The organism is Ciceribacter sp. T2.26MG-112.2, from assembly GCF_900492205.1.
GTDB classification, from domain to species: domain Bacteria; phylum Pseudomonadota; class Alphaproteobacteria; order Rhizobiales; family Rhizobiaceae; genus Allorhizobium; species Allorhizobium naphthalenivorans_A.
Genome location: NZ_UEYQ01000010.1, coordinates 57,279 through 80,201 on the forward strand (window position 1 = coordinate 57,279; position 22,923 = coordinate 80,201).

Sequence of the window (22,923 nt, forward strand, 5' to 3'; positions counted from 1 at the left end):
GCCCGGCTTGTCCGGGCCTTTTTGCTGGCCGCTAGGTCAGTTATATTTGGCCCAGATCGCCTTTTCTCCGAGGCGGGCGACCAGGGCGACGTGGCCCTCCCGCTCACTGGCGGAAATACGGGGCGGCAGGGCGCGCGGTCGCTCATAGCTGACATCGATCACCTCGATCTCCTCTCCGCCTCGGGCGCGACCCTCTTCCACCGGCATCAGACCGAAGGCCGCCTGGCGCCCGCCGAGCATCTCGATATAGACTTCGGCCAGCAGTTCGGAGTCGAGCAGCGCGCCGTGCTTGGTGCGGTGCGAATTGTCGATGCCGTAGCGCCGGCAGAGCGCATCGAGCGAGTTCGGTCCCATCGGGTGCTTGCGGCGCGCAAGCGCCAGCGTATCGACGACCAGTTCGCCCGGCACCGGCGGCCTGCGCAGCCGCTCGAATTCGGCATTGATGAAGCTCATGTCGAAGGTGGCGTTGTGGGCCACCCACCGTGCGCCGTCGAAAAACTCAAGCATCTCGTCGACGATCTGATCGAAGGTCGGCTTGTCCTTGAGGAACTCGTCGGTGATGCCGTGCACGGCAAGCGCGTCGGGATGCACCCGTCGGTCGCCCGGGTTGATGTAGACATGGAAACTGCGGCCGGTCGGGAAATGGTTCAGCAGTTCGATCCCGCCAATTTCGATCACCCGGTCGTTCTTGAATTCGAGGCCCGTGGTTTCCGTGTCAAAGACGATCTCACGCATCCGATTTTCTTCCCTTTCCCGCCCGTATCTCCGCCACCACTTCCAAGACCTGTTGGCGTGCCGCCTCTATCCCGTGACCTGTATCGATGACGAAATCGGCGTGCCGTCGCTTCTCAGCATCAGGCAGCTGGCGCGACAAGATCATTTCGAATTTTTCCGGGGTCATTCCCGGCCTTTCGAGCACGCGCCGACGCTGAATGTCCGCATCACAGCTGACGACAACGATCACATCGACCCGATCCGCGCCGGCGGTTTCAAACAGCAGCGGTATATCCAGCACCACCATGTCCGCGCCGGCCCCCCGCTGCTCGGCGAGAAAGCGCTCTTCCCGCTTGCGCACCAGCGGATGGACGATCGCTTCGAGCTCCTTGAACTTAGCCGGATTCTTTGCCAGATTTTCGGCCAACACGCTTCGATCGACCACCCCTGTCGTGACGGCGTCGGGAAAGAGCCGGCCAATCGGCTCCACGGCTTCTTCGCGATAGAGCTCGTGGACCACGATGTCCGCATCGTTCACGGCTATGCCCTGCTCGGCAAACAGGCCCGCCGTCGTCGACTTGCCCATGCCGATCGATCCTGTGAGACCGACGACGATCATGGATGCTCCTTGAGATCGGCAATGATCAGATCGCGAAGCGACTGGTCGACGACCGGCCGCTGACCGAACCACTTTTCAAAACCCGGCACGGCCTGGTGCAACAGCATGCCCAGGCCGTCGACGGTCGCCAGACCGACCCGCTCGGCCTGGGCGAGGAAGTCGGTCTTCAGCGGCACATAGACGATATCCGTCACGACAGCGTTCGGCGCCAAGGTGCTAAAAGGAAGTGCCGGCGCCGGCGACCCCGCCATGCCCAGTGATGTCGTATTGACGAAGAAGTCGGCTCCTTGCATGACCTCGGCGCAAGCGTCCATCCGGTGCCCATGCACCCGCGGGCCGAAGCGGTCAGCAAGTTCCAAAGCCCGGTCTAGCGAGCGATTGACCACATGGATCTCCCGGAAGCCGCGTTCCCGCAGCGCCTGGATGACAGCCCGGCTCGCGCCGCCCGCACCCAGGACGATTGCTCGTTTGGCGGCGCGATCCCATCCCGGACGGCGGTCGTCGAGATTGGCCAGAAAACCAATGCCGTCCGTATTGGTCGCCTTTAGCCTGCCGTCCTCGAGCCAGAGGGTGTTGGCAGCTCCGAGTTCATCGGTCAGCGCATCTGTTGCATCGGCGAGCCGATAGGCCGATTCCTTGTGCGGTATGGTGACATTGCCGCCGCAGAGACCAAGCGCGCCACTCTTAAGATTGGCGACAAAGCCTGCAAAGTCCTCCGGTGCTACCTCGATCTTTTCGTAAGTGCCGGCGATGCCGAGTGTCTTCAGCCAATGACCGTGGATCAGGGGAGAGCGGGAATGCCTGATGGGGAAACCAACGACGAAGGCGTGATGGTTAACTGTTTCACGTGAATCAGCCATCAAGCTCTCCCAGGGCGCGCAGCTCCCCCAGCAGCGGAAGCAGCGGCAGGCCGAGAATGGTGAAGTAGTCACCGGTTATCGAATTGAATAGCTGGATTCCGATCCCCTCCAGCTGGTAGCAGCCGACACTCTCCATCACCTTCTCTCCGCAGCGATCCAGATATCTTTCGAGAAAGGCGTCGGAGAACGTGCGCATGCTAAGGTCTGCTGTCGACAGGTGACGCCACAGCTCCCTGCCCTCGCGCACAAGCACGATACCGCTGTTCAACCGGTGCTCCCTGCCGCGCAGGGCGGAAAGGGTCGATCTCGCTTCGGCGCGGTCCGCAGGCTTGTGGAAGACCCGCTCTCCAAGCGACATGGTCTGGTCGCAGCCGATGACCAGGGCGGCTGGAAAACGATGGCTGACCTCCAGTGCCTTTGCCGCCGCAAGCTCAATTGCCAAGTCGCCAGGCCCGAGGGCCCTGGGGAGAAGCTCCTGCTCTATCGCACGTTCGTCGACATTGGCCGCAACCGCTTTAAAAACCAGTCCGGCATTTTCCATCAGCTTTCGGCGTGACGGGCTCGCGGAGGCGAGAACCAGTGTATCGGTCATGGCACAGCATTCCTGAAAGACTATCCGCTGGAATCGGCTTAACGCAGCTTCAATCGAAGGGCAACGATGGCGGCTGCCGTCTCCTCGATCGAGCGCCGAGTGACGTCGATGATCGGCCAATTGTTGCGGGCGCAGAGCATGCGAGCATATTTCAGTTCCTCGGCGATGGTCGCGCGATCGATGTAATCGCTGCGGTCGTAGCCTGGCGTCGCACCCAGTTCCCGGTTTTCCCGCACCTGGGAAATGCGGTCGGAGGTTGCGATCAATCCCACGATCAGCGGCCTCGTGGCGCGCATCAGGCTGTCCGGTAGCGGCACTCCGACGACGATCGGGATATTCGCCGTCTTGATGCCCCGGTTCGCCAGATAGATGCTCGTCGGCGTCTTCGAAGTCCGGCTGATACCGATGATGACCACATCGGCCGCGTCGTAATCCTCGGCGGATTGGCCGTCATCGTGGTCCATGGTGAAATTCAGCGCTTCGATCCGCGCGAAATATTCGGCATTCAGCACATGTTGCGCGCCCACCCTTCCGCGCGAAGGTGCTCCGAGATAGGTCTGGAACTTCTCGATCACCGGCGCGAGCACGTTGACGCTCGGCACGCCCATTTCCCGGCATGTGGTCTCCAAGAGATTGCAAAGGTCCGGATCGACGATCGTATAAAGGACAATCCCCGGCTCCTCGTCGATGGCCTGAAGAACCGGCAGAAGCTGCCGCTTGGAGCGGATCAGGGGATAAACATGCTCGATGGCGTTGGACGCCTTGAATTGCGCCGCCGCGGCACGGCCAGCCGATATGAGAGTCTCTCCCGTGGAGTCAGAAATCAGATGGAGATGAAAGAAATTTTTCCGGTTCTCCACGTTCTTCTCGATCGCCTGTTGATAAGTCGGGACAAACAGAGGTAGCGGTGCCGGGCATGGCCGGGCAAGGGGAAAAGTGCCGACTTGTCCACACCCCTTGCCCGGCGGGAGGATTTCAGAGGCACCTGTGGATTGTGGTAAGACGCCGCATCTGTGCCGACTTGTTCAACCTTTATCCACAGGATGCCGTTTTGGCCGAGCCTAAAGAAGCCATTGTATTTTATGAATTTTATCGGTTTTTACCCAACTCCTCAGCCAAACGGCTGAGATTCGTCCTGATCCCTTGGGAGGTGAGGCAAAGCTCCGGTTTGTCTGTGGAACAGCTTTAATCCTTGATAGCCACAGACTCTTAGAAATAGAAGAAGATTCAATTATCTTTTCTTTTTTAAGAGGGCAGGCGCCTTGAGCGGTAGCGAACGCAAGATTCTCGAAGTTCTGAATGGCAGGACAGTGACCCCACCGCCGATCTGGTTGATGCGGCAGGCGGGACGTTATCTTCCGGAATATCGAAAGACCCGCGCAGAGGCCGGAAGCTTTCTCGATCTCTGCTACACGCCCGACTTTGCCGTGGAGGTGACGCTCCAGCCTATCCGGCGCTATGGCTTCGATGCGGCGATCCTGTTTTCGGACATTCTCGTCATTCCCGATGCCTTGAAGCGCAATGTGCGTTTCACGGAAGGACACGGGCCGCAGATGGACCCGATCGATGCGGACGGCATTCGCAATCTGGCGGCCGATGGTTTCATGGGACATCTGGAACCGGTGATCGAAACGGTGCGGCGGCTGCGTCGGGAACTGCCGGGCGAGACGACGCTGCTCGGCTTCTGTGGCGCGCCCTGGACTGTGGCCACTTACATGATTGCCGGACACGGCACACCCGACCAGGCCCCTGCCCGCCTGTTCGCCTATCGTGATCCGGAAGCGTTCGACTATCTCCTCGATTTGCTGGCCGACATGTCCGCGACCTATCTGGTCGCCCAGATCGATGCCGGCGCGGATGCCGTCCAGATCTTCGATTCCTGGGCCGGGGTGCTGGGGGAGGAAGAGTTCGACAGATATTGCACGCGGCCGATGGCGCGGATCATTGCTTCGGTCAAGGCGCAGCGACCCGGCGCTCGGGTCATCGCCTTCGCCAAGGGAGCCGGCCTGTTGTTGAAAGATTATCGGCAGAAGACCGGTGCCGATGCCATCGGGCTCGATTGGACGGTACCGTTGAGTTTTGCCCAGGAGCTGCAGAAGGACGGACCGGTGCAGGGCAATCTCGATCCGATGCGCGTCGTCGCGGGCGGTCGAGCGCTCGAGGAAGGGATTGATCGAATCCTGGACAAACTCGGGCATGGTCCGCTGATCTTCAATCTCGGCCACGGCATTACGCCCCAGGCGGATCCGGAGAACGTGACGGCCCTTGTCAGGCGCGTGCGCGGCATGAAGGAATAGGGCCGTGGAACGGCAGACGGATGCGGCACCCGGACGGAGGGCGGCCATAAAGGCCGCAACAGCGCTGGTGTTCTTCGGGGCGATCGCCCTTGCAATCGTGGTGTTCGGCGACGATGCGGCCTATCCCTGGATCAAGGCGCTGCATGTGATTGCCATCATCTCGTGGATGGCCGGCATGCTCTACATGCCGCGTCTGTTCATCTACCACGGCGATTGCAAGCCGGATTCGGATCAGGCTCGCACCTTCAGCATCATGGAGGAACGGCTGATGAAGGTGATCATGAATCCTGCCATGGTCGTTTCCTGGATACTGGGCCTCTACATCGCCTGGAGTGTTTACCAGTTCCAGGGCGGCTGGCTGCATGCCAAGCTGGCGGCTGTGTTTGTGCTTTCCGGCGTGCACGGGTACTTTGCCAAATCGGTGAAGGCGTTTGGCCGCGGCGACTATGTCGGCAATGCCCGCTTCTGGCGGCTGATGAATGAAGTTCCGACGCTGCTGATGATCGCGATCGTCATTCTCGTCGTCGTCAAGCCGTTCTGAGACGGTCCGTCTTCGGCTTCAGCCATTATTTTCGACTGATTTTGCTTTTCGCTTGCGGGCAAAAGGCTGAATCGCTATTTTCGCGCAATCTCATCTTCTCGGCTTGCGTAACATTCTGTCATTTGCGGCCCTCGCGATCGTACCGAATTCAACCGGCTCGCCATCCCCTTAAAAAATAATCAGAAGAACGTGGTCCATCTTCATGGCTGAAATGAAGCTACAAGAACTCAAGAGCAAGTCGCCTACCGATCTCCTGACCTTTGCCGAATCGCTGGAAGTCGAGAACGCCAGCACGATGCGCAAACAGGAACTGATGTTCGCGATTCTCAAGATGCTGGCTGCCCAGGATGTGGAGATCATCGGCGAAGGTGTCGTCGAGGTCCTTCAGGATGGCTTCGGTTTCCTTCGCTCGGCCAATGCCAACTACCTGCCGGGTCCGGACGACATCTACATCTCGCCCTCGCAGATCCGCCGCTTCTCCCTGAAGACGGGCGATACCGTCGAGGGGCCGATCCGTGGACCGAAGGAGGGTGAGCGCTATTTCGCCCTGTTGAAGGTCAACACGATCAATTTCGAGGACCCGGAAAAGATCCGCCACAAGGTTCATTTCGACAATCTGACGCCGCTCTACCCGAACGAGCGCTTCAAGATGGAACTCGACGTTCCGACGTCAAAGGATCTGTCTGCCCGAGTCATCGACCTGGTCGCGCCGCTCGGCAAGGGCCAGCGCGGACTGATCGTCGCGCCGCCCCGTACCGGTAAGACCGTTCTCCTGCAGAACATCGCCCATTCCATCACGGCCAACCATCCGGAATGTTATCTCATCGTCTTGCTGATCGACGAGCGGCCGGAAGAAGTGACCGACATGCAGCGCTCGGTGCGCGGTGAAGTCGTGTCCTCGACCTTCGACGAGCCTGCCGTGCGCCACGTGCAGGTGGCCGAGATGGTCATCGAGAAGGCCAAGCGCCTGGTCGAACACGGTCGCGACGTGGTCATTCTGCTCGACTCGATCACGCGCCTTGGCCGCGCCTACAACACCGTCGTGCCGTCGTCCGGCAAGGTCCTCACTGGCGGTGTCGACGCCAACGCCCTGCAGCGCCCCAAGCGCTTCTTCGGTGCAGCTCGTAACATCGAGGAAGGCGGCTCGCTGACGATCATCGCGACGGCGCTGATCGATACCGGCAGCCGCATGGACGAAGTCATCTTCGAAGAGTTCAAGGGTACCGGCAACTCGGAAATCGTGCTCGACCGCAAGGTCGCCGACAAGCGCATCTTCCCGGCGATGGATATTCTGAAATCCGGTACCCGCAAGGAAGACCTGCTCGTACCGCGTCAGGATCTGCAAAAGATCTTTGTACTGCGTCGCATCCTGGCTCCCATGGGCACGACCGATGCGATCGAGTTCCTCATCGACAAGCTCAAGCAGACCAAGAACAATGGCGACTTCTTCGACTCGATGAACACCTGAGTCGGCATTCCGTCGGGCCATTGATGAGTATTCGGCGAGCGGCGGTTCACACTGCCGCTCGATTCGCTTCCGTATCGAACTCCGCGATGGGATATGAGGTCGATCGTCATGCGCATGACTGTCCGCGAAACAATCTTTGCTCTGTCGTCCGGCGCCCTGCCCTCAGGCGTGGCGATCGTGCGCATCAGTGGGTCAATGGCCGGCGCGATATGCCAGGAACTGGCGGGCAAATTGCCTGAGCCTCGCCAGGCAGCCCTTCGTTCGATTCGTTCCCGCAACGGTCTCATGCTCGACCAGGCTCTGGTGCTGTGGTTTCCGGCCCCGCATTCGTTTACCGGCGAGGATTGCCTCGAGCTTCATCTACACGGTGGTCGTGCGCTGATCCGTATCGTGCTCGAGGAACTGGGTTCCTTTGACAATTGTCGGATGGCCGAGGCCGGAGAATTTTCCCGACGCGCCTTCGAACACGGCAAACTGGATCTCGTCGAGATCGAAGGCCTCTCGGACCTTCTGGCGGCCGATACGGAGATGCAACGGCGTCTTGCCGTCGAACAAAGCAGCGGCGGCCTGTCTGCGGTGTATGAGGCATGGCGGGCGAAGCTCGTCGAGGCCCGTGCGATGATCGAGGCGGAGCTGGATTTCTCCGACGAAGGGGATATCCCAGGGTCGGTATCGGAACGCGTCTGGGCCGATATGCACGACTTTGCCGCGGAACTCGAGCGGGCGCTTGCGAACCTGAAGACCGGAGAGATTATCCGCGACGGCTTCAAGGTGGTGATCGCGGGACGCCCGAACGCGGGAAAATCCAGCCTTCTCAATGCTTTGGCTGGACGCGATGTGGCTATCGTGACGGAGTATGAAGGGACAACGCGCGATATCCTGCATATCGAGCTCGATATAGGCGGGTTTGCGGTTCACTTCTATGACACGGCCGGTCTTCGCGAGACTGCCGAGCCGGTAGAGCGTGAAGGAATCCGTCGGGCCTTGGCCAAGATGGAGGAAGCGGATCTGGTGCTTTCGTTGAGCGATGGTTCGGAGCTTGTTGATTTCGTCGAAGTGCCCGCCGGATTGCCGGTGATCCGGGTTCTCACCAAATGTGATCTGCTGATTGATTCGGATATGAAACCAAATGGCGATATTCTGGTTTCCAGCGCATCGGGGTTGGGGATTGAGGACATTAAGCAGAAGGTCCTATCCCACGTCGAGGCGAGGGTGGGGGCGTTTTCCCTTGCGATTCCCAGTCGCCTGAGGCATGGACAGCAACTTAACGAGGCGCTTGATGAGGTTCGTCGGGCGATTGCCGATACCCATCTGGGCCTTGAGATGCGCGCCGAGCATCTTCGGCGGGCGTCAGACGCCCTGGCGCGGATAACCGGTCGCATCGATGTGGAAATGTTGCTCGGAAAGATCTTTTCCGAATTCTGCGTCGGCAAGTGATTCACGTGAAACAGGACCAATGTGCTGGACGCGTTGGAAGTCTTGATTAACGGTCGAGGACTGAGATGACAGACAAGAGCTTTGATGTGCTCGTCATTGGTGGTGGCCATGCCGGGACGGAGGCGGCCGCCGCCGCTGCCCGCATGGGCGCGAATGTTGCCTTGCTGACGCATCGCGCGGATACCATCGGTGCCATGTCGTGCAATCCGGCGATCGGTGGCCTGGGCAAGGGCCATCTGGTGCGGGAGATCGATGCGCTGGATGGCATCATGGGTCGGTGCGCGGATCTGGGCGGCATCCAGTTCCGCATGCTGAACCGGCGCAAGGGTCCCGCGGTCTGGGGTCCTCGCACGCAAGCCGACCGCAAGCTCTATCGTCTGGCCGTTCAGGCGGCCCTGGCGGAGTTGGACAACCTCCAGATCATCGAGGGCGATGTCGCATCCTTCTCTGTCGACAAGAGTGGCGCAGTGTGTGCGTTGAACCTTGCAGATGGACGGGAGTTTGGCTGCCGCGCTGCGGTTCTGACCAGCGGCACTTTCTTGCGTGGCCTTATTCACATCGGTGATCGGAAGATCCCGGCTGGTCGAATCGGGGAAGCTCCGTCGCTTGGTCTCAGTGCTGGACTTGAGGCGGCCAAACTGAAGATGGGACGACTGAAGACCGGTACGCCGGCTCGGCTGGATGGCAAGACGATCCACTGGGATAGCCTTGAGCGGCAAAAATCCGATTCGGATCCGATACCATTTTCCTTCATGACCGATCGGATTGATACCCCGCAGATCAGCTGTGGTATAACGCGGACGACGGAAGAAACGCACAAGATTATACGGGACAATATTCACCTTTCGGCCATGTATTCCGGTCAGATCGAAGGTATAGGACCGCGTTACTGTCCTTCCATCGAAGATAAGATCATGCGTTTCGGTGATAGGGATGGTCATCAGATTTTTCTCGAGCCCGAGGGGCTGGATGACGATACTGTCTATCCCAACGGAATTTCTACCTCTCTCCCCGAGGAGGTGCAGAAGGCATATATTCGTTCCATACCCGGACTGGAGGATGTGCAGATCCTGCAATTCGGCTACGCGATCGAGTATGACTATGTCGATCCTCGAGAGCTTCAGCCCACGCTCGAAGTGAAGAAGATCCCGGGGCTCTTCCTGGCTGGCCAGATCAATGGCACCACGGGCTATGAAGAGGCCGCAGCTCAGGGCCTGGTTGCGGGGATCAATGCTGCTCGGCTCGCTGGTGGTGACGACGGGGTCGTGTTCAGCAGAACACAGTCGTATATTGGCGTGATGATCGATGATCTGACGAGTGCGGGGGTGACCGAGCCCTATCGCATGTTTACGTCGAGGGCCGAATATAGGCTTTCCCTGCGTGCCGACAATGCGGATATGCGCCTGACTCCCCTCGGCATGGAACTTGGTTGCGTGGGAAGCGCACGAGCGTCGCGTTTCAGCACCTATGCTTCGCATCGGATATCGAAGTATGCGGAACTCGAGGAGCTGACCGTTACGCCGGTCGAGGCGTTGAGTGCCGGCATTTCCGTGAATCAGGATGGCAAGCGGCGCACAGCGCGTGAACTACTCTCCTATCCGGACCTTGGCTGGTCCGACCTATGCCGCATATGGCCGCATCTCAGCGATGTCCCGGACCAGATCGCAGCGGGCGTTTCGATCGATGCTCTCTATTCGAACTACATCATTCGACAAACCGCCGATATTAGTGACGTGATGAGCGAGGAAGACCGTCGTATTCCTGCGGATTTTGACTATTCGGAACTGCCCGGGCTGTCGAACGAGCTCAAGCAGAAATTGACTGCCACCCGCCCGTGGTCGGTCGCTCAGGCGAAGAAGATCAACGGAATGACGCCGGCCGCGGTTTCGTTGTTGATCGCTTGCCTGCGGAAAGCTGAGCCGATGCGCAGGGCGGGATGATGAAAGAGAAGAATTTCATGGAGGTCCTCGGTGTAAACGTTTCACGTGAAACGCTCGATCGCTTCGATCGTTTTACGAGTCTTTTCCAGAAGTGGGCGCGAACGATCAACCTCGTCGCACCGTCCACCAAGGATAATCTCTGGGAACGACACATTGCCGACAGCGCGCAGATCTTCAAGATTGCTCCGGGACCGAAACATTGGATCGACCTCGGAAGCGGCGGCGGTTTCCCAGGCGTCATCACCGCAATACTGCTGGCGGAAGGAGGTGCTGGTTGGGTCGACATGGTGGAGAGCAACCATAAGAAGGCCAGTTTCCTTCGGATGGCGATCACCGAGACGGGTGCGCGTGGCGCCGTTCACGCCATTCGGATCGAGGATGCGCAAACGAAACTGCCAGATTGCGATGCCATTTCCGCAAGGGCGCTGGCTGAACTCGACCATTTGATCGAGCTTGCGGAACCATGGGCGGTACGTAATCCTCTGCTCCGCTGCTACTTCCACAAAGGTCGGGATTACCAGCAGGAAATCGAGAAAGCCCGTGGTCGGTGGGGCTTCGATCTGATAGTACACCAGAGTGCCATCGAGCCTGACTCCGTCATTCTGGAGCTGGCGAAAATCCGGCGCCTTAGTCAACCAGCGGCAGGTGCGGAATGACTCTCGAGAAAAATCGGATCATCACCATTGCGAACCAGAAGGGTGGCGTCGGCAAGACGACGACCGCGATCAATCTGGCCACGGCGCTCGCGGCGATCGGCGAGCGCGTTCTGATCGTCGACCTTGACCCGCAGGGCAATGCCAGCACGGGTTTGGGTATCGATCGTCGGGATCGCAAGCTGTCCTCCTATGATGTCTTGGTCGGGACCCATTCGGTCAGTGAAGCGGCGCTGGATACGGCCGTGCCCAACCTGGCTATCGTCCCCTCGACGCTTGATTTGCTCGGTTTCGAAATGGAGATCGCCCAACAGCCGGATCGTGTCTTCCGGCTCAAGAAGGCGCTCAATACCGAAGAAGCGCGCCGCTACAGCTATGTACTGGTCGATTGCCCGCCCTCCTTCAATCTGCTGACGATGAATGCCATGGCGGCGGCCCATTCGGTTCTGGTGCCATTGCAATGCGAATTCTTTGCCTTGGAGGGGCTCAGCCAACTGCTCGAAACGATCAACCAGGTGCGTCAGACGGTCAATCCATCCATCGATATCCAGGGGATCGTGCTGACCATGTTCGATGCACGCAACAATCTGGCTCAACAGGTCGTCAGCGACGTGCGGATGCATCTGGGGGAAAAGGTCTATACGACGCTGATCCCCCGCAATGTCCGTGTTTCCGAGGCGCCGTCCTATGGCAAGCCGGCCATCCTCTACGATCTGAAATGTGCCGGCAGCCAAGCCTATTTGCAGCTGGCCTCGGAGGTTATTCAGCGCGAAAGACAACGCAAGGCAGCGTAGTGGCCGGCGTTGGTTGTTATGGAGTATAATATATGAGTGACGATCTTTCCAAGCGGCGCCTCGGCCGGGGACTGGCGGCCCTGATCGGCGAGATGGACCAGCCGCTGCCGGTCGGTGACAGCCGTCCGAGCGTCAATCCTGACCGTTCGGTGCCGATCGAATTCGTCGCTCGCAACCCGAAGAACCCCCGTCGTTATTTCGATGAGGCGGAGTTGCAGGACCTTGCCGGCTCCATTCGCCAACACGGCATCGTCCAGCCGGTCGTGGTGCGGACACGCGACAAGGATCGGTTTGAAATCATAGCCGGCGAACGACGCTGGCGTGCAGCGCAGCTCGCCGGGCTGGTCGAGATCCCCGTGATCGTTCGCGACGTGGACGATCGTACCGCGCTCGAATTGGCGATCGTGGAAAACGTCCAGCGCGCCGACCTCAACCCGCTCGAAGAGGCGCTCGGCTACGAACAGCTGATCGCCGAGCATGGTTACACCCAGAACGATCTCGGAGAGATCATCGGCAAGAGCCGAAGCCACGTCGCCAATAGCCTTCGCCTGCTGAAGCTGCCCGAACCGGTGCGCGACATGCTGGCGGAGGGCAGCCTGTCGGCAGGCCATGCCCGGGCGCTTGTTTCGACGCCGGATCCCGTGACCCTGGCCAAAACCATTGCCGCGAAGGGCCTTTCGGTCCGGGATGCTGAAAAGCTCGCCCAGACCCATATCAAGGCGCAGAATGCCCCTCCTGCGGAGCCCCGCGAGCCGAAGGATTCGGATACCGTGGCGCTCGAGCGCAGCTTGACGGATCGCTTGGGGCTGGCGGTCGCCATCAATCACAAGGGCAGCGGCGGTCAGATCAAGATCACCTATCAGAGCCTGGAGCAGCTGGAAGAGATCTGCCGCCTTCTCGAGGGCAGGGGCTGACGCAGTCAGGCGCGACGGTTGCGTCGCGCCGATTGCAGCGTGGAGGACAGCAGCGTCTGCATGGCCAGATTGTCCTCCAGGGCCGCTTTCTGGCGGCTCTGCAGGATGGTCGCCTGGATGCGGCTTGCCTCGCGGCCCAGATCCTTCGACGTCCAGTTGCGCAATGCGCGCTCGATGATCGGCTTGCGGCGGAAGTGAATGCCGCGTCCATGCGATTGCATGACCTGGCCGGCCTGCTGCTGGCGTTCTTCCATTTCGATGCGCATCAGTTCGAGTTGCTGGAACTGCCGCATGCAGGATTGCAGCACCAGGAAGACGGGCGTCTTGGACGTGACGATCTTCTGTATGGCGTGCAGGAAGGCATCCGGTTCGCCGGACAAAACGGCGTCGACCACTTCATCGGTGGAGATTGCGCTGGCATCGCCGATGATTTCCGTAACGTGAGATTCGTCGATCATCGGTTCATACAGGCAATAGAGCAGAAGCTTACGGATCTCGTTGCGCGACGCGATGCGGTCGCCGCCCAGTGATTCCGCCAGTAATTGCCGTGCCGCCGGGGTGATCCGCTGGCCAGCGGCGGAGAGTTCTGAATCGATCAGGGCATTCAGTGCCTTGGCGTCGTCCTGATAGCAGGGGACAATCGCCACGGTCCGCGCCGGCTCGGCCACCTTGCGCAGCGCGGAACCCTTTTTCAGGTCTCCTGCCTCGATGATCACCGTGCAGCTCTCAGGCGGCGTTTCGGCGATGATCTGCAATCCGTCGACCAGAGCCTTTTCATTGGCCGCGCCGCGAACCCACACTACCTTGTCTCCCCCGAAGAGGCCGAGGGCGTTGACTTCGTCCATCAGCCGCCCCGGATCGGAGGTGATGTCGCCGACATCGAGCCGTGTCAGCGCGAAACTGTCGGCCAGGTCGATCCCTGTCGCTGCGGCGATCTGGGCCGCCCGTTCCGCCACCAGGCCGCGGTCCGGCCCATAGATCACAAAGATCCGGTAGAACTTGACCGACTTCTGCAGAAAGCCTTCGAATTCGTGGGATTTGACCTCGACCATGGTCCGGGCGCCCTCAGCGCCCGAGAACCATGGCGAGATCGGCGCGGATCAGTTCGGCAAGTTCGCGCGCCGCGCGGTTCTCGGCATCGCGCACTGCCCTCAGCTTGGCAAATTCCTGGGCGGGGAAGTCGACCAGGGATACCACCTGGCGATGACCGGCCTTCAGCACGGTATTGTCCGAAACCCGTTCCAGCGTGTAGTCGGCCGAGACCGTGACTCGCCCGGCCCTGGCGGTATCGGACGACTGCTCAAGCATGACGCCGGTCAGATCGGACTCGACCTTGAGGTCTACCCTATACTGCGGCGCTGCGGGTTCACCCGCGCCTCCCCCGGTCATGAAGATCAACTGGTTGCGAACCTCCAGTTCGGCCCGATCATCGGCGTCCGAATAAGCGATCGCGCCGAGATTTTCACGCGTCGCTGCCGTGTCGTCATAGAGAGGGCGCACCTGGCACGAAGCCAGCAGCATCGAAAGGCCGAGGCAGATCAGCAGGCTGGTCCGGCGAGCCGGAACGCGGAAGGGGTCAGACGACAATGTTCACAATCCTCAACGGAACGACGATGATCTTCTTCGGAGCCTGCCCGTTCAGGGCCGATTTCACGGTGTCGAGTGCGAGAACCGCTTCCTTTACCGCATCTTGGTCCGCGTCGCGGCCGATTGTCAATTCAGCGCGCTTCTTGCCGTTGATCTGAACCGGCAGAACGACTTCGTCAAGCTGCAGCAGGTCCGGATCGAATGCGGGCCAGGTCGCCGTGGCCACCAGTCCTTCGCGGCCGAGGACGCGCCAGCATTCCTCCGCCAGATGCGGCGTCATCGGGCTGATCAGCTGCACCAGGATCTCCGTCGCGTTCTTCACGGCAGCAATCATGGGCGCATCGGCCTTGCCATTGGCGACTTCGGTCAGCGGGCCGGCGAGCGCATTGACGAGTTCGTAGATGCGGGCAACCGCCTTGTTGAAGGCGAGCTTGTCGTAATCGCCCTGCACGGCGGCCAGCGTGCGATGCGCAGCCTGGGAAACGGCGAGGGCTGCACCCTCTTTAGCCGGATTCGCAGCAACCGAGGACATTGCCTCGGACGCTTCGGAAATCAGCCGCCAGACGCGTTGGACGAAACGATGCGCGCCCTCGACGCCGGCTTCCGACCAGATCACGTCGCGATCGGGTGGCGAGTCGGACAGGACGAAGAACCGGGCGGTGTCGGCGCCGTAAGAGGCGATGATGTCATCCGGGTCGACGACGTTCTTCTTCGACTTCGACATCTTCTCGATCGAGCCGATCGTCACTTCCTCACCGGTCTCGAGCAGCACGGCGCGTCGCGCGCCATCGACTTCCTCGATGCGGATGTCGGCCGGCGCGACCCATTGTCCGTGGGCGCCGGAACCGAGCTTGTAGGTCTCGTGCACAACCATGCCCTGGGTGAACAGGCCCTTGAAGGGTTCGCTCAGGTTCACGTGGCCGGTCTCGCGCATGGCGCGGGTAAAGAAGCGCGAATAGAGCAGGTGCAGGATCGCATGCTCGATGCCGCCGATATACTGGTCGACCGGCAGCCAGTGGTCGGCGATCGCCGGAACCGTCGGGAGATCCTCGCGCGGCGCGGTGAAGCGGGCGAAATACCAGCTGGAATCGACGAAGGTGTCCATGGTGTCGGTTTCACGGCGCGCATCCTTGCCGCATTGCGGGCATGCGACATGGCGCCAGGTCGCATGGCGATCCAGCGGATTGCCGGGCACGTCGAAGGTCACGTCGTCCGGGAGCTTGACCGGAAGATCCTTCTTCGGCACCGGCACGACGCCACAAGCCTCGCAATGGATGACCGGGATCGGGCAGCCCCAATAGCGCTGGCGGGAAATGCCCCAGTCGCGCAGGCGGAACTGCACCTTGCGTTCGCCCTGCGGCGCATTGCCGAGCGTCTTCTCCGACAACTGGTCGGCGACCACCTTGAAGGCTTCTTCCGTGTCCAGACCGTCGAGGAAGCGCGAATTGATCATCACGCCGTCGCCGTCATAGGCGGTGTCGCCCACCGTGAAGGTCGCGGCATCACCGTCCTTCGGCATGACCACCGGCACGACCGGCAGGTCGTACTTGCGGGCGAAATCGAGGTCGCGCTGGTCGCCCGACGGGCAGCCGAAGATCGCGCCCGTGCCGTAGTCCATCAGGACGAAATTGGCGACATAGACCGGCAATTCCCAGGAGGGATCGAAGGGATGGCGAACCTTGACGCCGGTGTCCATGCCTCTCTTCTCGGCCGTTTCCAGCGCTGCCAGGGAGGTGCCCGCGCGACGACATTCGTCGCAGAAGGCGGCAATCTCGGCGTTGTCTTCCGCAACTGCCTTGGCCAGCGGATGATCGGCGGCGATTGCCAGGAAGGAGGCGCCGAACAGGGTGTCGGGACGGGTGGTGTAGACGGTGACCTCGGAATGACCGGCCGGTGCCGAACCTGCGATCTCCCAGCGCAACGTCAGGCCTTCCGAGCGGCCGATCCAGTTCTTCTGCATCAGCCGCACCTTTTCCGGCCACTGGTCGAGCGTATCCAGCGCGTCGAGCAGGTCCTGGCTGAAGTCGGTGATCCTGAAGAACCATTGGGTCAGTTCACGCTGTTCGACGAGCGCGCCGGAACGCCAGCCGCGCCCTTCGATGACCTGTTCGTTGGCAAGCACCGTATGGTCGACCGGGTCCCAGTTGACCTTGGACTGCTTGCGATAGACCAGGCCCTTCTCCATCATGTCGAGGAAGAGGTACTGCTGGCGATGGTAGTATTCGACGTCGCAGGTGGCGAACTCGCGCGACCAGTCGAGCGACAGGCCCATCGATTTCAGCTGGCCCCGCATGGTGGCGATGTTCTGGTAGGTCCACTCCTTCGGATGAACCTTGTTCTGCATGGCGGCGTTTTCCGCCGGCATGCCGAAGGCGTCCCAGCCCATCGGGTGCAGGACATTATAGCCGCGGGCGCGCTTGTAGCGCGCAACCACGTCGCCCATCGCATAATTGCGCACATGGCCCATGTGGATGCGCCCCGACGGATAGGGGAACATCTCGAGGACGTAATACTTTTCGCGCTTGTCGTTGTTATCGGTAACGAAGACGCCTGCTTCGGACCATTTCGCCTGCCAGCGGGGCTCGGCGTCGCGCGGATTGTAACGTTCGGTGGCCATATTTCGCATTTCCGGAATAGCTAGGAAGGATGCGCCGACCTTCACCACGAAACCGGCCAAGCGTCAAGTTTTGCAGCCCATTGCGGCGATTTGCCGGTCGCTGCTACAAGCCATGGAGAGAGCATCGCTTCGGCGCCCGTCTGGTGGCCGGGACCGGAGCGATGATGGGTTTCGATGCTAGAATCCGGACGAGTATGATGATGACGATTGAACAGAGACTGGCCGATATCCGCTCAAGGGTGAAAAAGGCGACCGTCGAAGCCGAACGTAAGCCGGATTCCGTTCAGCTGGTCGCCGTTTCCAAGACGTTCGACGCCGATCAGATTCGCCCGGTGATTTCTGCCGGACAACGCGTCTTCGGCGAGAACCGCGTCCAGGAAGCACTAGGAAAATGGCCGGGTCTCAGGCAGGAGACCGACGGCATCGAATTGCATCTGATCGGCCCGTTGCAGTCGAACAAGGCTGCCGACGCGGTCGCGCTGTTCGACGTGATCGAAACCGTTGATCGTGAGAAAATTGCCCGCTCGCTTGCTGAGGAGATGAAGCGACAGGGCCGCAGCTTACGTCTCTATGTGCAGGTGAACACCGGCATGGAACCGCAGAAGGCCGGGATAGCCCCCGACGATGTCCCCGCCTTCCTCTCGCTGTGCCGAGACGAGATCGGCCTTCCGATCGAGGGTCTCATGTGCATTCCCCCGGCCGATGAATATCCGGGGCCGCATTTCGCCTTGCTGGCCAAGCTCGCTGCGGAGAATGGTGTCGAGAAACTGTCGATGGGCATGTCCGGCGATTTCGAAACGGCGATCGGCTTCGGCGCGACGAGTGTCCGGGTCGGATCGGCGATCTTCGGGGCGCGCTGAGCGCGGACTGACGACCAATCGTCTCGCGAACACCCGCAACCGCTGCGGGCATACCGCTTTCGTCTACTTTCCAGATGTAGGCCTGCTCCTTACTATTGCGGCAAAATACGCAGATGGTCTTGCGTCGCATCGGGAGGAATTCATGCAGGGGAAGTATCTGGAAACCTATCACTCATGGATGGGCGACCCCGAGGGATTCTGGCAGGCCCAGGCGGAAAGGCTCGACTGGTTCAAGCCCGCCGACAAGGTATTTGATGCGGAGGCTGGGGTCTACGGTCGTTGGTTCCCGGGCGCCGAGACCAATACCTGCCACAACTGTCTCGATCGTCAGATTGCCGCCGGCCGTGGTACGCAGAAGGCGATCATCTACGACAGCCCGATGACCGGAGCAAAACAGAGCTTCACTTATGACGAAGTGCTCGCCGAGGTGCAGGCGGTCGCGGCGGTCTTGAAGAACCATGGCATCGGCAAGGGTGATCGCGTGATCATCTACATGCCGATGATTCCGGAAGCGGTGTTTTCCATGCTCGCCTGCGCCCGCATCGGCGCGATCCATTCCGTGGTGTTCGGCGGTTTCGCCGCGCATGAGCTTGCGACCCGCATCGACGACTGCAATGCCAAGGCGGTGATCAGCGCCAGCTGCGGCCTGGAACCCGGACGTGTCGTTCCCTACAAGCCGCTTCTCGACCACGCCATCGACATGGCCCAGGTCAAGCCGGAATATTCCTTCGTCCTGCAGCGCGATCAGCATCACGCTGCGCTTCGCTACGAGCATGGCGACGTCGATCTCGCCAAGGCTGTCGAGGTCGAGAAGGTCAATGGTACCCAGGTCGCCTGTGAGCCCGTCGCGGCAACGGATCCGCTCTATATCCTCTACACGTCGGGCACGACCGGCCAGCCGAAGGGCGTCGTTCGCGACAATGGCGGCCATATGGTCGCGCTCGCCTGGACAATGGAAAACATCTACGGCGTGAAGCCGGGCGAGGTCTTCTGGGCGGCGTCCGACATCGGCTGGGTCGTCGGCCATTCCTATATCGTCTATGGCCCGCTGCTGTCCGGCAACACCACGATCCTGTTCGAGGGCAAGCCGGTCGGAACACCGGATGCGGGTACGTTCTGGCGCGTCGTCGCCGACCATGACGTCAAGGTGCTGTTCACCGCGCCGACCGCCTTCCGCGCCATCCGCCGCGACGATCCGGACGGTGAGTTTGCCCGCAAGCACGACACCTCGGGCCTGCGTGCGCTCTTCCTCGCCGGCGAGCGCGCCGATACCGAAACCATCAAATGGGCCGAGAAGATCCTCGATGTCCCGGTCATCGACCATTGGTGGCAGACGGAAACGGGCTGGCCGGTGGCCGCGAACCCCGCCGGTCTCGGCCTGCTTACGGTCAAGTACGGCTCGCCGGCCGTCGCCATGCCCGGCTATGCGATCGATGTGCTGGACGACGCCGGTCATCCGGTGCCACGCGGCACGCTCGGCAACATCGTCGTCAAGCTGCCGCTTCCGCCCGGCTGCCTGGTCACGTTCTGGAATGCCGATGAGCGGTTTCGTTCGTCCTGCCTCGAAGAGTTCCCGGGCTACTACAAGACGGCCGATGCCGGCCTTGTCGACGAGGATGGCTATGTCTACGTCATGGCGCGCACCGACGACATCATCAACTGCGCCGGTCACCGTCTGTCGACAGGGGCGATGGAGGAAGTCTGCGCGATGCATCCGGATGTCGCCGAATGCGCCGTCATCGGCATCGCCGATGAGTTGAAGGGCCAGATCCCCTGCGGCTTCCTGGTGCTGAAGCACAACGTCAACCGCGACTTCAAGGTGATCGAGCGCGAGATCGTGCAGCTGGTCCGCGACGAGATCGGCCCGGTTGCCGCCTTCAAGAACGTGATGAAGGTCGAGCGACTGCCGAAGACCCGCTCCGGCAAGATCCTGCGCGGCACGATGCAGAAGATCGCCGACGGCATGCCGTGGAAAATGCCGGCGACGATCGATGATCCGGCGATCCTCGACGAGATCACGGTCGTCTTGAAGCAGCACGGCATGGCCAAGTAAACGCTGCGCAAGAAAAAGCCCCGGTCAACGATAGCTGACCGGGGCCTAATTTTTGGACGTGATCCGTGGATCAGAAGCGATCGTCGTCTTCGTCTTCGGTGCGATCCGACTTCAGAGACTTGAGCTTGGCGAAGACGGCATTGGCGTCGATTTCCTTTTCTTCCTCGCGCTCGTAGCTGAAGCCGAGGTTCTCGGTCTCGCTGGCGGCCTGGAGCGTGGCGCCGAGCTCGGCGGCGGTCGGCAACGGACGGCCCTTGGAGGCCTTTTCCACTTCCATGTCGAGATCGATCTGGCTGCACAGGCCAAGCGTCACCGGATCCATCGGCGTCAGGTTGGTCGAGTTCCAGTGGGTACGGTCGCGGATCTGCTCGATCGTCGACTTGGTCGTGCCGACGAGGCGCGAAATCTGCGCGTCCTTCAGTTCGGGATGGTTGCGCACCAGCCAGAGAATGGCGTTCGGGCGGTCTTGGCGCTTCGATACCGGGGTGTAACGCGGGCCGCGGCGCTTACTGTCGGGAACGCGTACCTTCGGCTCGGAAAGCTTCAGCTTGTAGTTGACGTCTTTCTCGGCCCTGGCGATTTCATCGCGCGAAAGCTGGCCGGTGGCGATCGGATCGAGACCCTTGATGCCCTGTGCTGCTTCGCCGTCTGCGATCGCCTTCACCTCGAGCGGATGAAGCTTGCAGAACTGCGCGATCTGGTCGAATGACAGCGCGGTGTTGTCGACCAGCCATACGGCCGTCGCCTTCGGCATGAGCAATGTCTGAGCCATGGAAACAATCCTTCTCTGCGTCCGCGCCGGGAGCCGCGGGCCGTGGGTCTCAACCACAATTTCCGGAAATCAACGGCTATATATCTCCAAAAGGCGACGAATGCAATTCACCTGCTTGCGAATGACCTTTGTCTAATTGCTGTAGCCTCTTTAGCTGCTATGAATGACGCACAGGGGTCTCGGGAGGAGTGCCTGCGGCCTGAAGAATAGTTGGCGCGTCAACATGAGGAGGTGTTCATGTCAGCCAAGATCTATCCGGTGCTCAAATCGGCGAAAAGCCGTGCCCTGATCGACAAGGACAAGTACCAGCGGTGGTACGAAGAGAGCATCGAAAACCCGGAAAAATTCTGGGACAAGCATGGCAAGCGGATCGACTGGTTCAAGCCCTATACCAAGGTGAAGAACACCAATTTCAAGGGCAAGGTGTCGATCAAGTGGTATGAGGACGGCCTTACCAACGTCTCCTACAATTGCATCGACCGGCACCTGAAGACCCATGGCGAACGCACCGCGATCATCTGGGAAGGTGACAACCCCTACATCGACAAGAAGATCACCTACAACCAGCTCTACGACAACGTCTGCCGCCTGGCGAACGTGCTCAAGGACCAGGGCGTCAAGAAGGGTGACCGCGTCACCATCTACATGCCGATGATCCCGGAAGCGGCCTATGCGATGCTGGCCTGCGCCCGCATCGGCGCAATCCATTCGGTGGTGTTCGGCGGCTTCTCTCCGGACGCGCTCGCCGGCCGCATCGTCGACTGCGAATCGACCTTCGTCATCACCTGCGACGAGGGCCTGCGCGGCGGCAAGCCGGTACCGCTCAAGGAAAACACCGATACCGCGATCGACATCGCCGCGAAGCAGTATGTGATCGTCAACAAGGTTCTCGTCGTGCGCCGCACCGGTGGCAAGATCGGCTGGGCGCCGGGCCGCGACCTCTGGTACCACGAGGAAACCGCCAAGGCGAAGCCGGACTGCCCGCCCGTCAAGATGAAGGCGGAAGATCCGCTGTTCATCCTCTACACCTCGGGCTCGACCGGCAAGCCGAAGGGCGTCGTGCACACCACCGGCGGCTATCTCGTCTATGCCTCGATGACGCACGAATATGTCTTCGACTACAAGGACGGCGAAATCTACTGGTGCACCGCGGACGTGGGCTGGGTCACCGGCCACTCCTACATCGTCTACGGGCCGCTCGCCAATTGCGCCACCACCCTGATGTTCGAGGGCGTTCCGAACTTCCCCGACCAGGGTCGCTTCTGGGAAGTCATCGACAAGCACAAGGTCAATGTCTTCTATACCGCACCAACCGCGATCCGCTCGCTGATGGGGGCCGGCGACCAGTTCGTCAAGCGCTCTTCGCGTTCCTCGCTGCGCCTGCTCGGCTCGGTCGGCGAGCCGATTAATCCGGAAGCCTGGGAATGGTACTACAACGTCGTCGGCGAGCAGAAGTCGCCGATCGTCGATACCTGGTGGCAGACCGAAACCGGCGGTATCCTGATTTCGCCGCTGCCGGGCGCGACCGATCTCAAGCCCGGTTCGGCCACCCTGCCCTTCTTCGGCGTCAAGCCGCAGCTGGTCGACAACGAGGGCAATGTGCTCGAGGGCGCCACCGACGGCAATCTCTGCATCACCGACAGCTGGCCGGGCCAGGCCCGCTCGATCTACGGCGATCACCACCGCTTTGCCGAGACCTATTTCTCCACCTATAAGGGGAAATATTTCACCGGTGACGGCTGCCGGCGCGACGAGGACGGCTATTACTGGATCACCGGCCGCGTCGACGACGTGCTCAACGTCTCGGGCCACCGCCTCGGCACGGCTGAGGTGGAATCGGCGCTCGTATCGCACCATTTCGTCTCGGAGGCTGCGGTCGTCGGCTATCCGCATGCCATCAAGGGCCAGGGTATTTACTGCTACGTTACCCTCATGGCGGAGCACGAAGGCGACGAAGCCCTTCGCCAGGAACTGATCAAGCACGTGCGTTCGGAGATCGGGCCGATCGCGACGCCGGACAAGATCCAGTTCGCACCCGGCCTGCCGAAAACCCGCTCCGGCAAGATCATGCGCCGTATCCTGCGCAAGATTGCCGAGGACGATTTCGGCGCGCTGGGCGACACTTCGACCCTGGCCGATCCGGGCGTTGTCGACGACCTGATCGCCAACCGGCAGAACAAGATCGCCTGACGCTCCTGCCACGGC

At 60.8% G+C, this 22,923-nt stretch carries 20 protein-coding genes; 11 read left to right on the top strand and 9 right to left on the bottom strand.

What is annotated here, in order from left to right:
* Positions 1-36 precede the first annotated feature (36 nt).
* The 5 genes from dnaQ to DYZ14_RS15175 are packed head-to-tail and all read right to left on the bottom strand — an operon-like array spanning position 37 to position 3,645.
* Positions 37-735, bottom strand: a complete 699-nt coding sequence (dnaQ, locus tag DYZ14_RS15155; RefSeq protein WP_154721450.1) for a DNA polymerase III subunit epsilon — start codon at positions 733-735, stop codon at positions 37-39.
* A complete protein-coding gene (gene coaE, locus DYZ14_RS15160; RefSeq protein ID WP_154721451.1) occupies positions 728-1,333 on the bottom strand; it encodes a dephospho-CoA kinase in 606 nt (201 codons plus the stop codon). The genes dnaQ and coaE overlap by 8 nt, the downstream gene beginning before the upstream one ends.
* Positions 1,330-2,193 carry a shikimate dehydrogenase gene (locus DYZ14_RS15165; protein ID WP_154721452.1) on the bottom strand — a complete coding sequence of 288 codons (864 nt, stop codon included), beginning with the start codon at positions 2,191-2,193 and terminating at the stop codon, positions 1,330-1,332. The genes coaE and DYZ14_RS15165 overlap by 4 nt, the downstream gene beginning before the upstream one ends.
* Positions 2,186-2,785 carry a Maf-like protein gene (locus DYZ14_RS15170; protein WP_154721453.1) on the bottom strand — a complete coding sequence of 200 codons (600 nt, stop codon included), beginning with the start codon at positions 2,783-2,785 and terminating at the stop codon, positions 2,186-2,188. Before DYZ14_RS15170 ends, DYZ14_RS15165 begins: the two co-directional genes overlap by 8 nt.
* A gap of 38 nt (positions 2,786-2,823) precedes the next feature.
* The gene (locus DYZ14_RS15175) at positions 2,824-3,645 is read right to left on the bottom strand and encodes a pyruvate, water dikinase regulatory protein (protein WP_154721454.1); all 822 of its coding nucleotides are present in this window, start codon (positions 3,643-3,645) and stop codon (positions 2,824-2,826) included.
* 402 nt (positions 3,646-4,047) lie between these two features.
* Here DYZ14_RS15175 and hemE point away from each other — a divergent pair, with 402 nt between their 5' ends.
* The 8 genes from hemE (at position 4,048) to DYZ14_RS15215 (ending at position 12,829) form a co-directional block, all read left to right on the top strand.
* Positions 4,048-5,082, top strand: coding sequence for a uroporphyrinogen decarboxylase (gene hemE, locus DYZ14_RS15180; protein ID WP_154721455.1), 1,035 nt, complete (start codon positions 4,048-4,050; stop codon positions 5,080-5,082).
* A 4-nt stretch (positions 5,083-5,086) separates the two neighbouring features.
* Positions 5,087-5,623, top strand: a complete 537-nt coding sequence (gene hemJ / locus DYZ14_RS15185) for a protoporphyrinogen oxidase HemJ (RefSeq protein ID WP_154721456.1) — start codon at positions 5,087-5,089, stop codon at positions 5,621-5,623.
* A gap of 202 nt (positions 5,624-5,825) precedes the next feature.
* The gene (gene rho / locus DYZ14_RS15190; RefSeq protein WP_115671418.1) at positions 5,826-7,091 is read left to right on the top strand and encodes a transcription termination factor Rho; all 1,266 of its coding nucleotides are present in this window, start codon (positions 5,826-5,828) and stop codon (positions 7,089-7,091) included.
* A 114-nt stretch (positions 7,092-7,205) separates the two neighbouring features.
* Entirely contained in the window at positions 7,206-8,528 is a 1,323-nt protein-coding gene (gene mnmE / locus DYZ14_RS15195; RefSeq protein WP_154721504.1) for a tRNA uridine-5-carboxymethylaminomethyl(34) synthesis GTPase MnmE, read from the top strand.
* Positions 8,529-8,593: 65 nt separating this feature from the next.
* Entirely contained in the window at positions 8,594-10,468 is a 1,875-nt protein-coding gene (gene mnmG / locus DYZ14_RS15200; protein WP_154721457.1) for a tRNA uridine-5-carboxymethylaminomethyl(34) synthesis enzyme MnmG, read from the top strand.
* A 17-nt stretch (positions 10,469-10,485) separates the two neighbouring features.
* Positions 10,486-11,124 (top strand): 16S rRNA (guanine(527)-N(7))-methyltransferase RsmG, encoded by a 639-nt coding sequence (gene rsmG, locus DYZ14_RS15205; RefSeq protein ID WP_154721505.1) that lies wholly within the window; start codon positions 10,486-10,488, stop codon positions 11,122-11,124.
* A complete protein-coding gene (locus tag DYZ14_RS15210) occupies positions 11,121-11,915 on the top strand; it encodes a ParA family protein (RefSeq protein ID WP_154721458.1) in 795 nt (264 codons plus the stop codon). The genes rsmG and DYZ14_RS15210 overlap by 4 nt, the downstream gene beginning before the upstream one ends.
* Positions 11,916-11,947: 32 nt before the next feature.
* The gene (locus DYZ14_RS15215; RefSeq protein WP_154721459.1) at positions 11,948-12,829 is read left to right on the top strand and encodes a ParB/RepB/Spo0J family partition protein; all 882 of its coding nucleotides are present in this window, start codon (positions 11,948-11,950) and stop codon (positions 12,827-12,829) included.
* Positions 12,830-12,834: 5 nt separating this feature from the next.
* Here DYZ14_RS15215 and holA read toward each other — a convergent pair whose 3' ends face one another.
* The 3 genes from holA to leuS are packed head-to-tail and all read right to left on the bottom strand — an operon-like array spanning position 12,835 to position 17,033.
* The gene (gene holA / locus DYZ14_RS15220) at positions 12,835-13,881 is read right to left on the bottom strand and encodes a DNA polymerase III subunit delta (RefSeq protein WP_154721460.1); all 1,047 of its coding nucleotides are present in this window, start codon (positions 13,879-13,881) and stop codon (positions 12,835-12,837) included.
* 13 nt (positions 13,882-13,894) lie between these two features.
* A complete protein-coding gene (gene lptE / locus DYZ14_RS15225) occupies positions 13,895-14,416 on the bottom strand; it encodes an LPS assembly lipoprotein LptE (protein ID WP_232365560.1) in 522 nt (173 codons plus the stop codon).
* Positions 14,406-17,033, bottom strand: coding sequence for a leucine--tRNA ligase (gene leuS / locus DYZ14_RS15230; protein ID WP_154721461.1), 2,628 nt, complete (start codon positions 17,031-17,033; stop codon positions 14,406-14,408). The genes lptE and leuS overlap by 11 nt, the downstream gene beginning before the upstream one ends.
* Before the next feature lie 200 nt (positions 17,034-17,233).
* Here leuS and DYZ14_RS15235 point away from each other — a divergent pair, with 200 nt between their 5' ends.
* Positions 17,234-17,893: a YggS family pyridoxal phosphate-dependent enzyme gene (locus DYZ14_RS15235; RefSeq protein WP_154721462.1), complete on the top strand. Its 660-nt coding sequence runs from the start codon at positions 17,234-17,236 to the stop codon at positions 17,891-17,893.
* Positions 17,894-18,035: 142 nt separating this feature from the next.
* Positions 18,036-19,946, top strand: a complete 1,911-nt coding sequence (locus DYZ14_RS15240) for a propionyl-CoA synthetase (RefSeq protein WP_154721463.1) — start codon at positions 18,036-18,038, stop codon at positions 19,944-19,946.
* Between the two features lie 70 nt (positions 19,947-20,016).
* Here the strand turns inward: DYZ14_RS15240 and DYZ14_RS15245 are convergent, their stop codons facing one another.
* Positions 20,017-20,718: a DUF1013 domain-containing protein gene (locus DYZ14_RS15245; protein WP_115671411.1), complete on the bottom strand. Its 702-nt coding sequence runs from the start codon at positions 20,716-20,718 to the stop codon at positions 20,017-20,019.
* 237 nt (positions 20,719-20,955) lie between these two features.
* On the opposite strand from DYZ14_RS15245, the gene acs reads away from it, so the two are divergent.
* Positions 20,956-22,908 (top strand): acetate--CoA ligase, encoded by a 1,953-nt coding sequence (acs, locus tag DYZ14_RS15250; RefSeq protein WP_154721464.1) that lies wholly within the window; start codon positions 20,956-20,958, stop codon positions 22,906-22,908.
* Positions 22,909-22,923 lie beyond the last annotated feature (15 nt).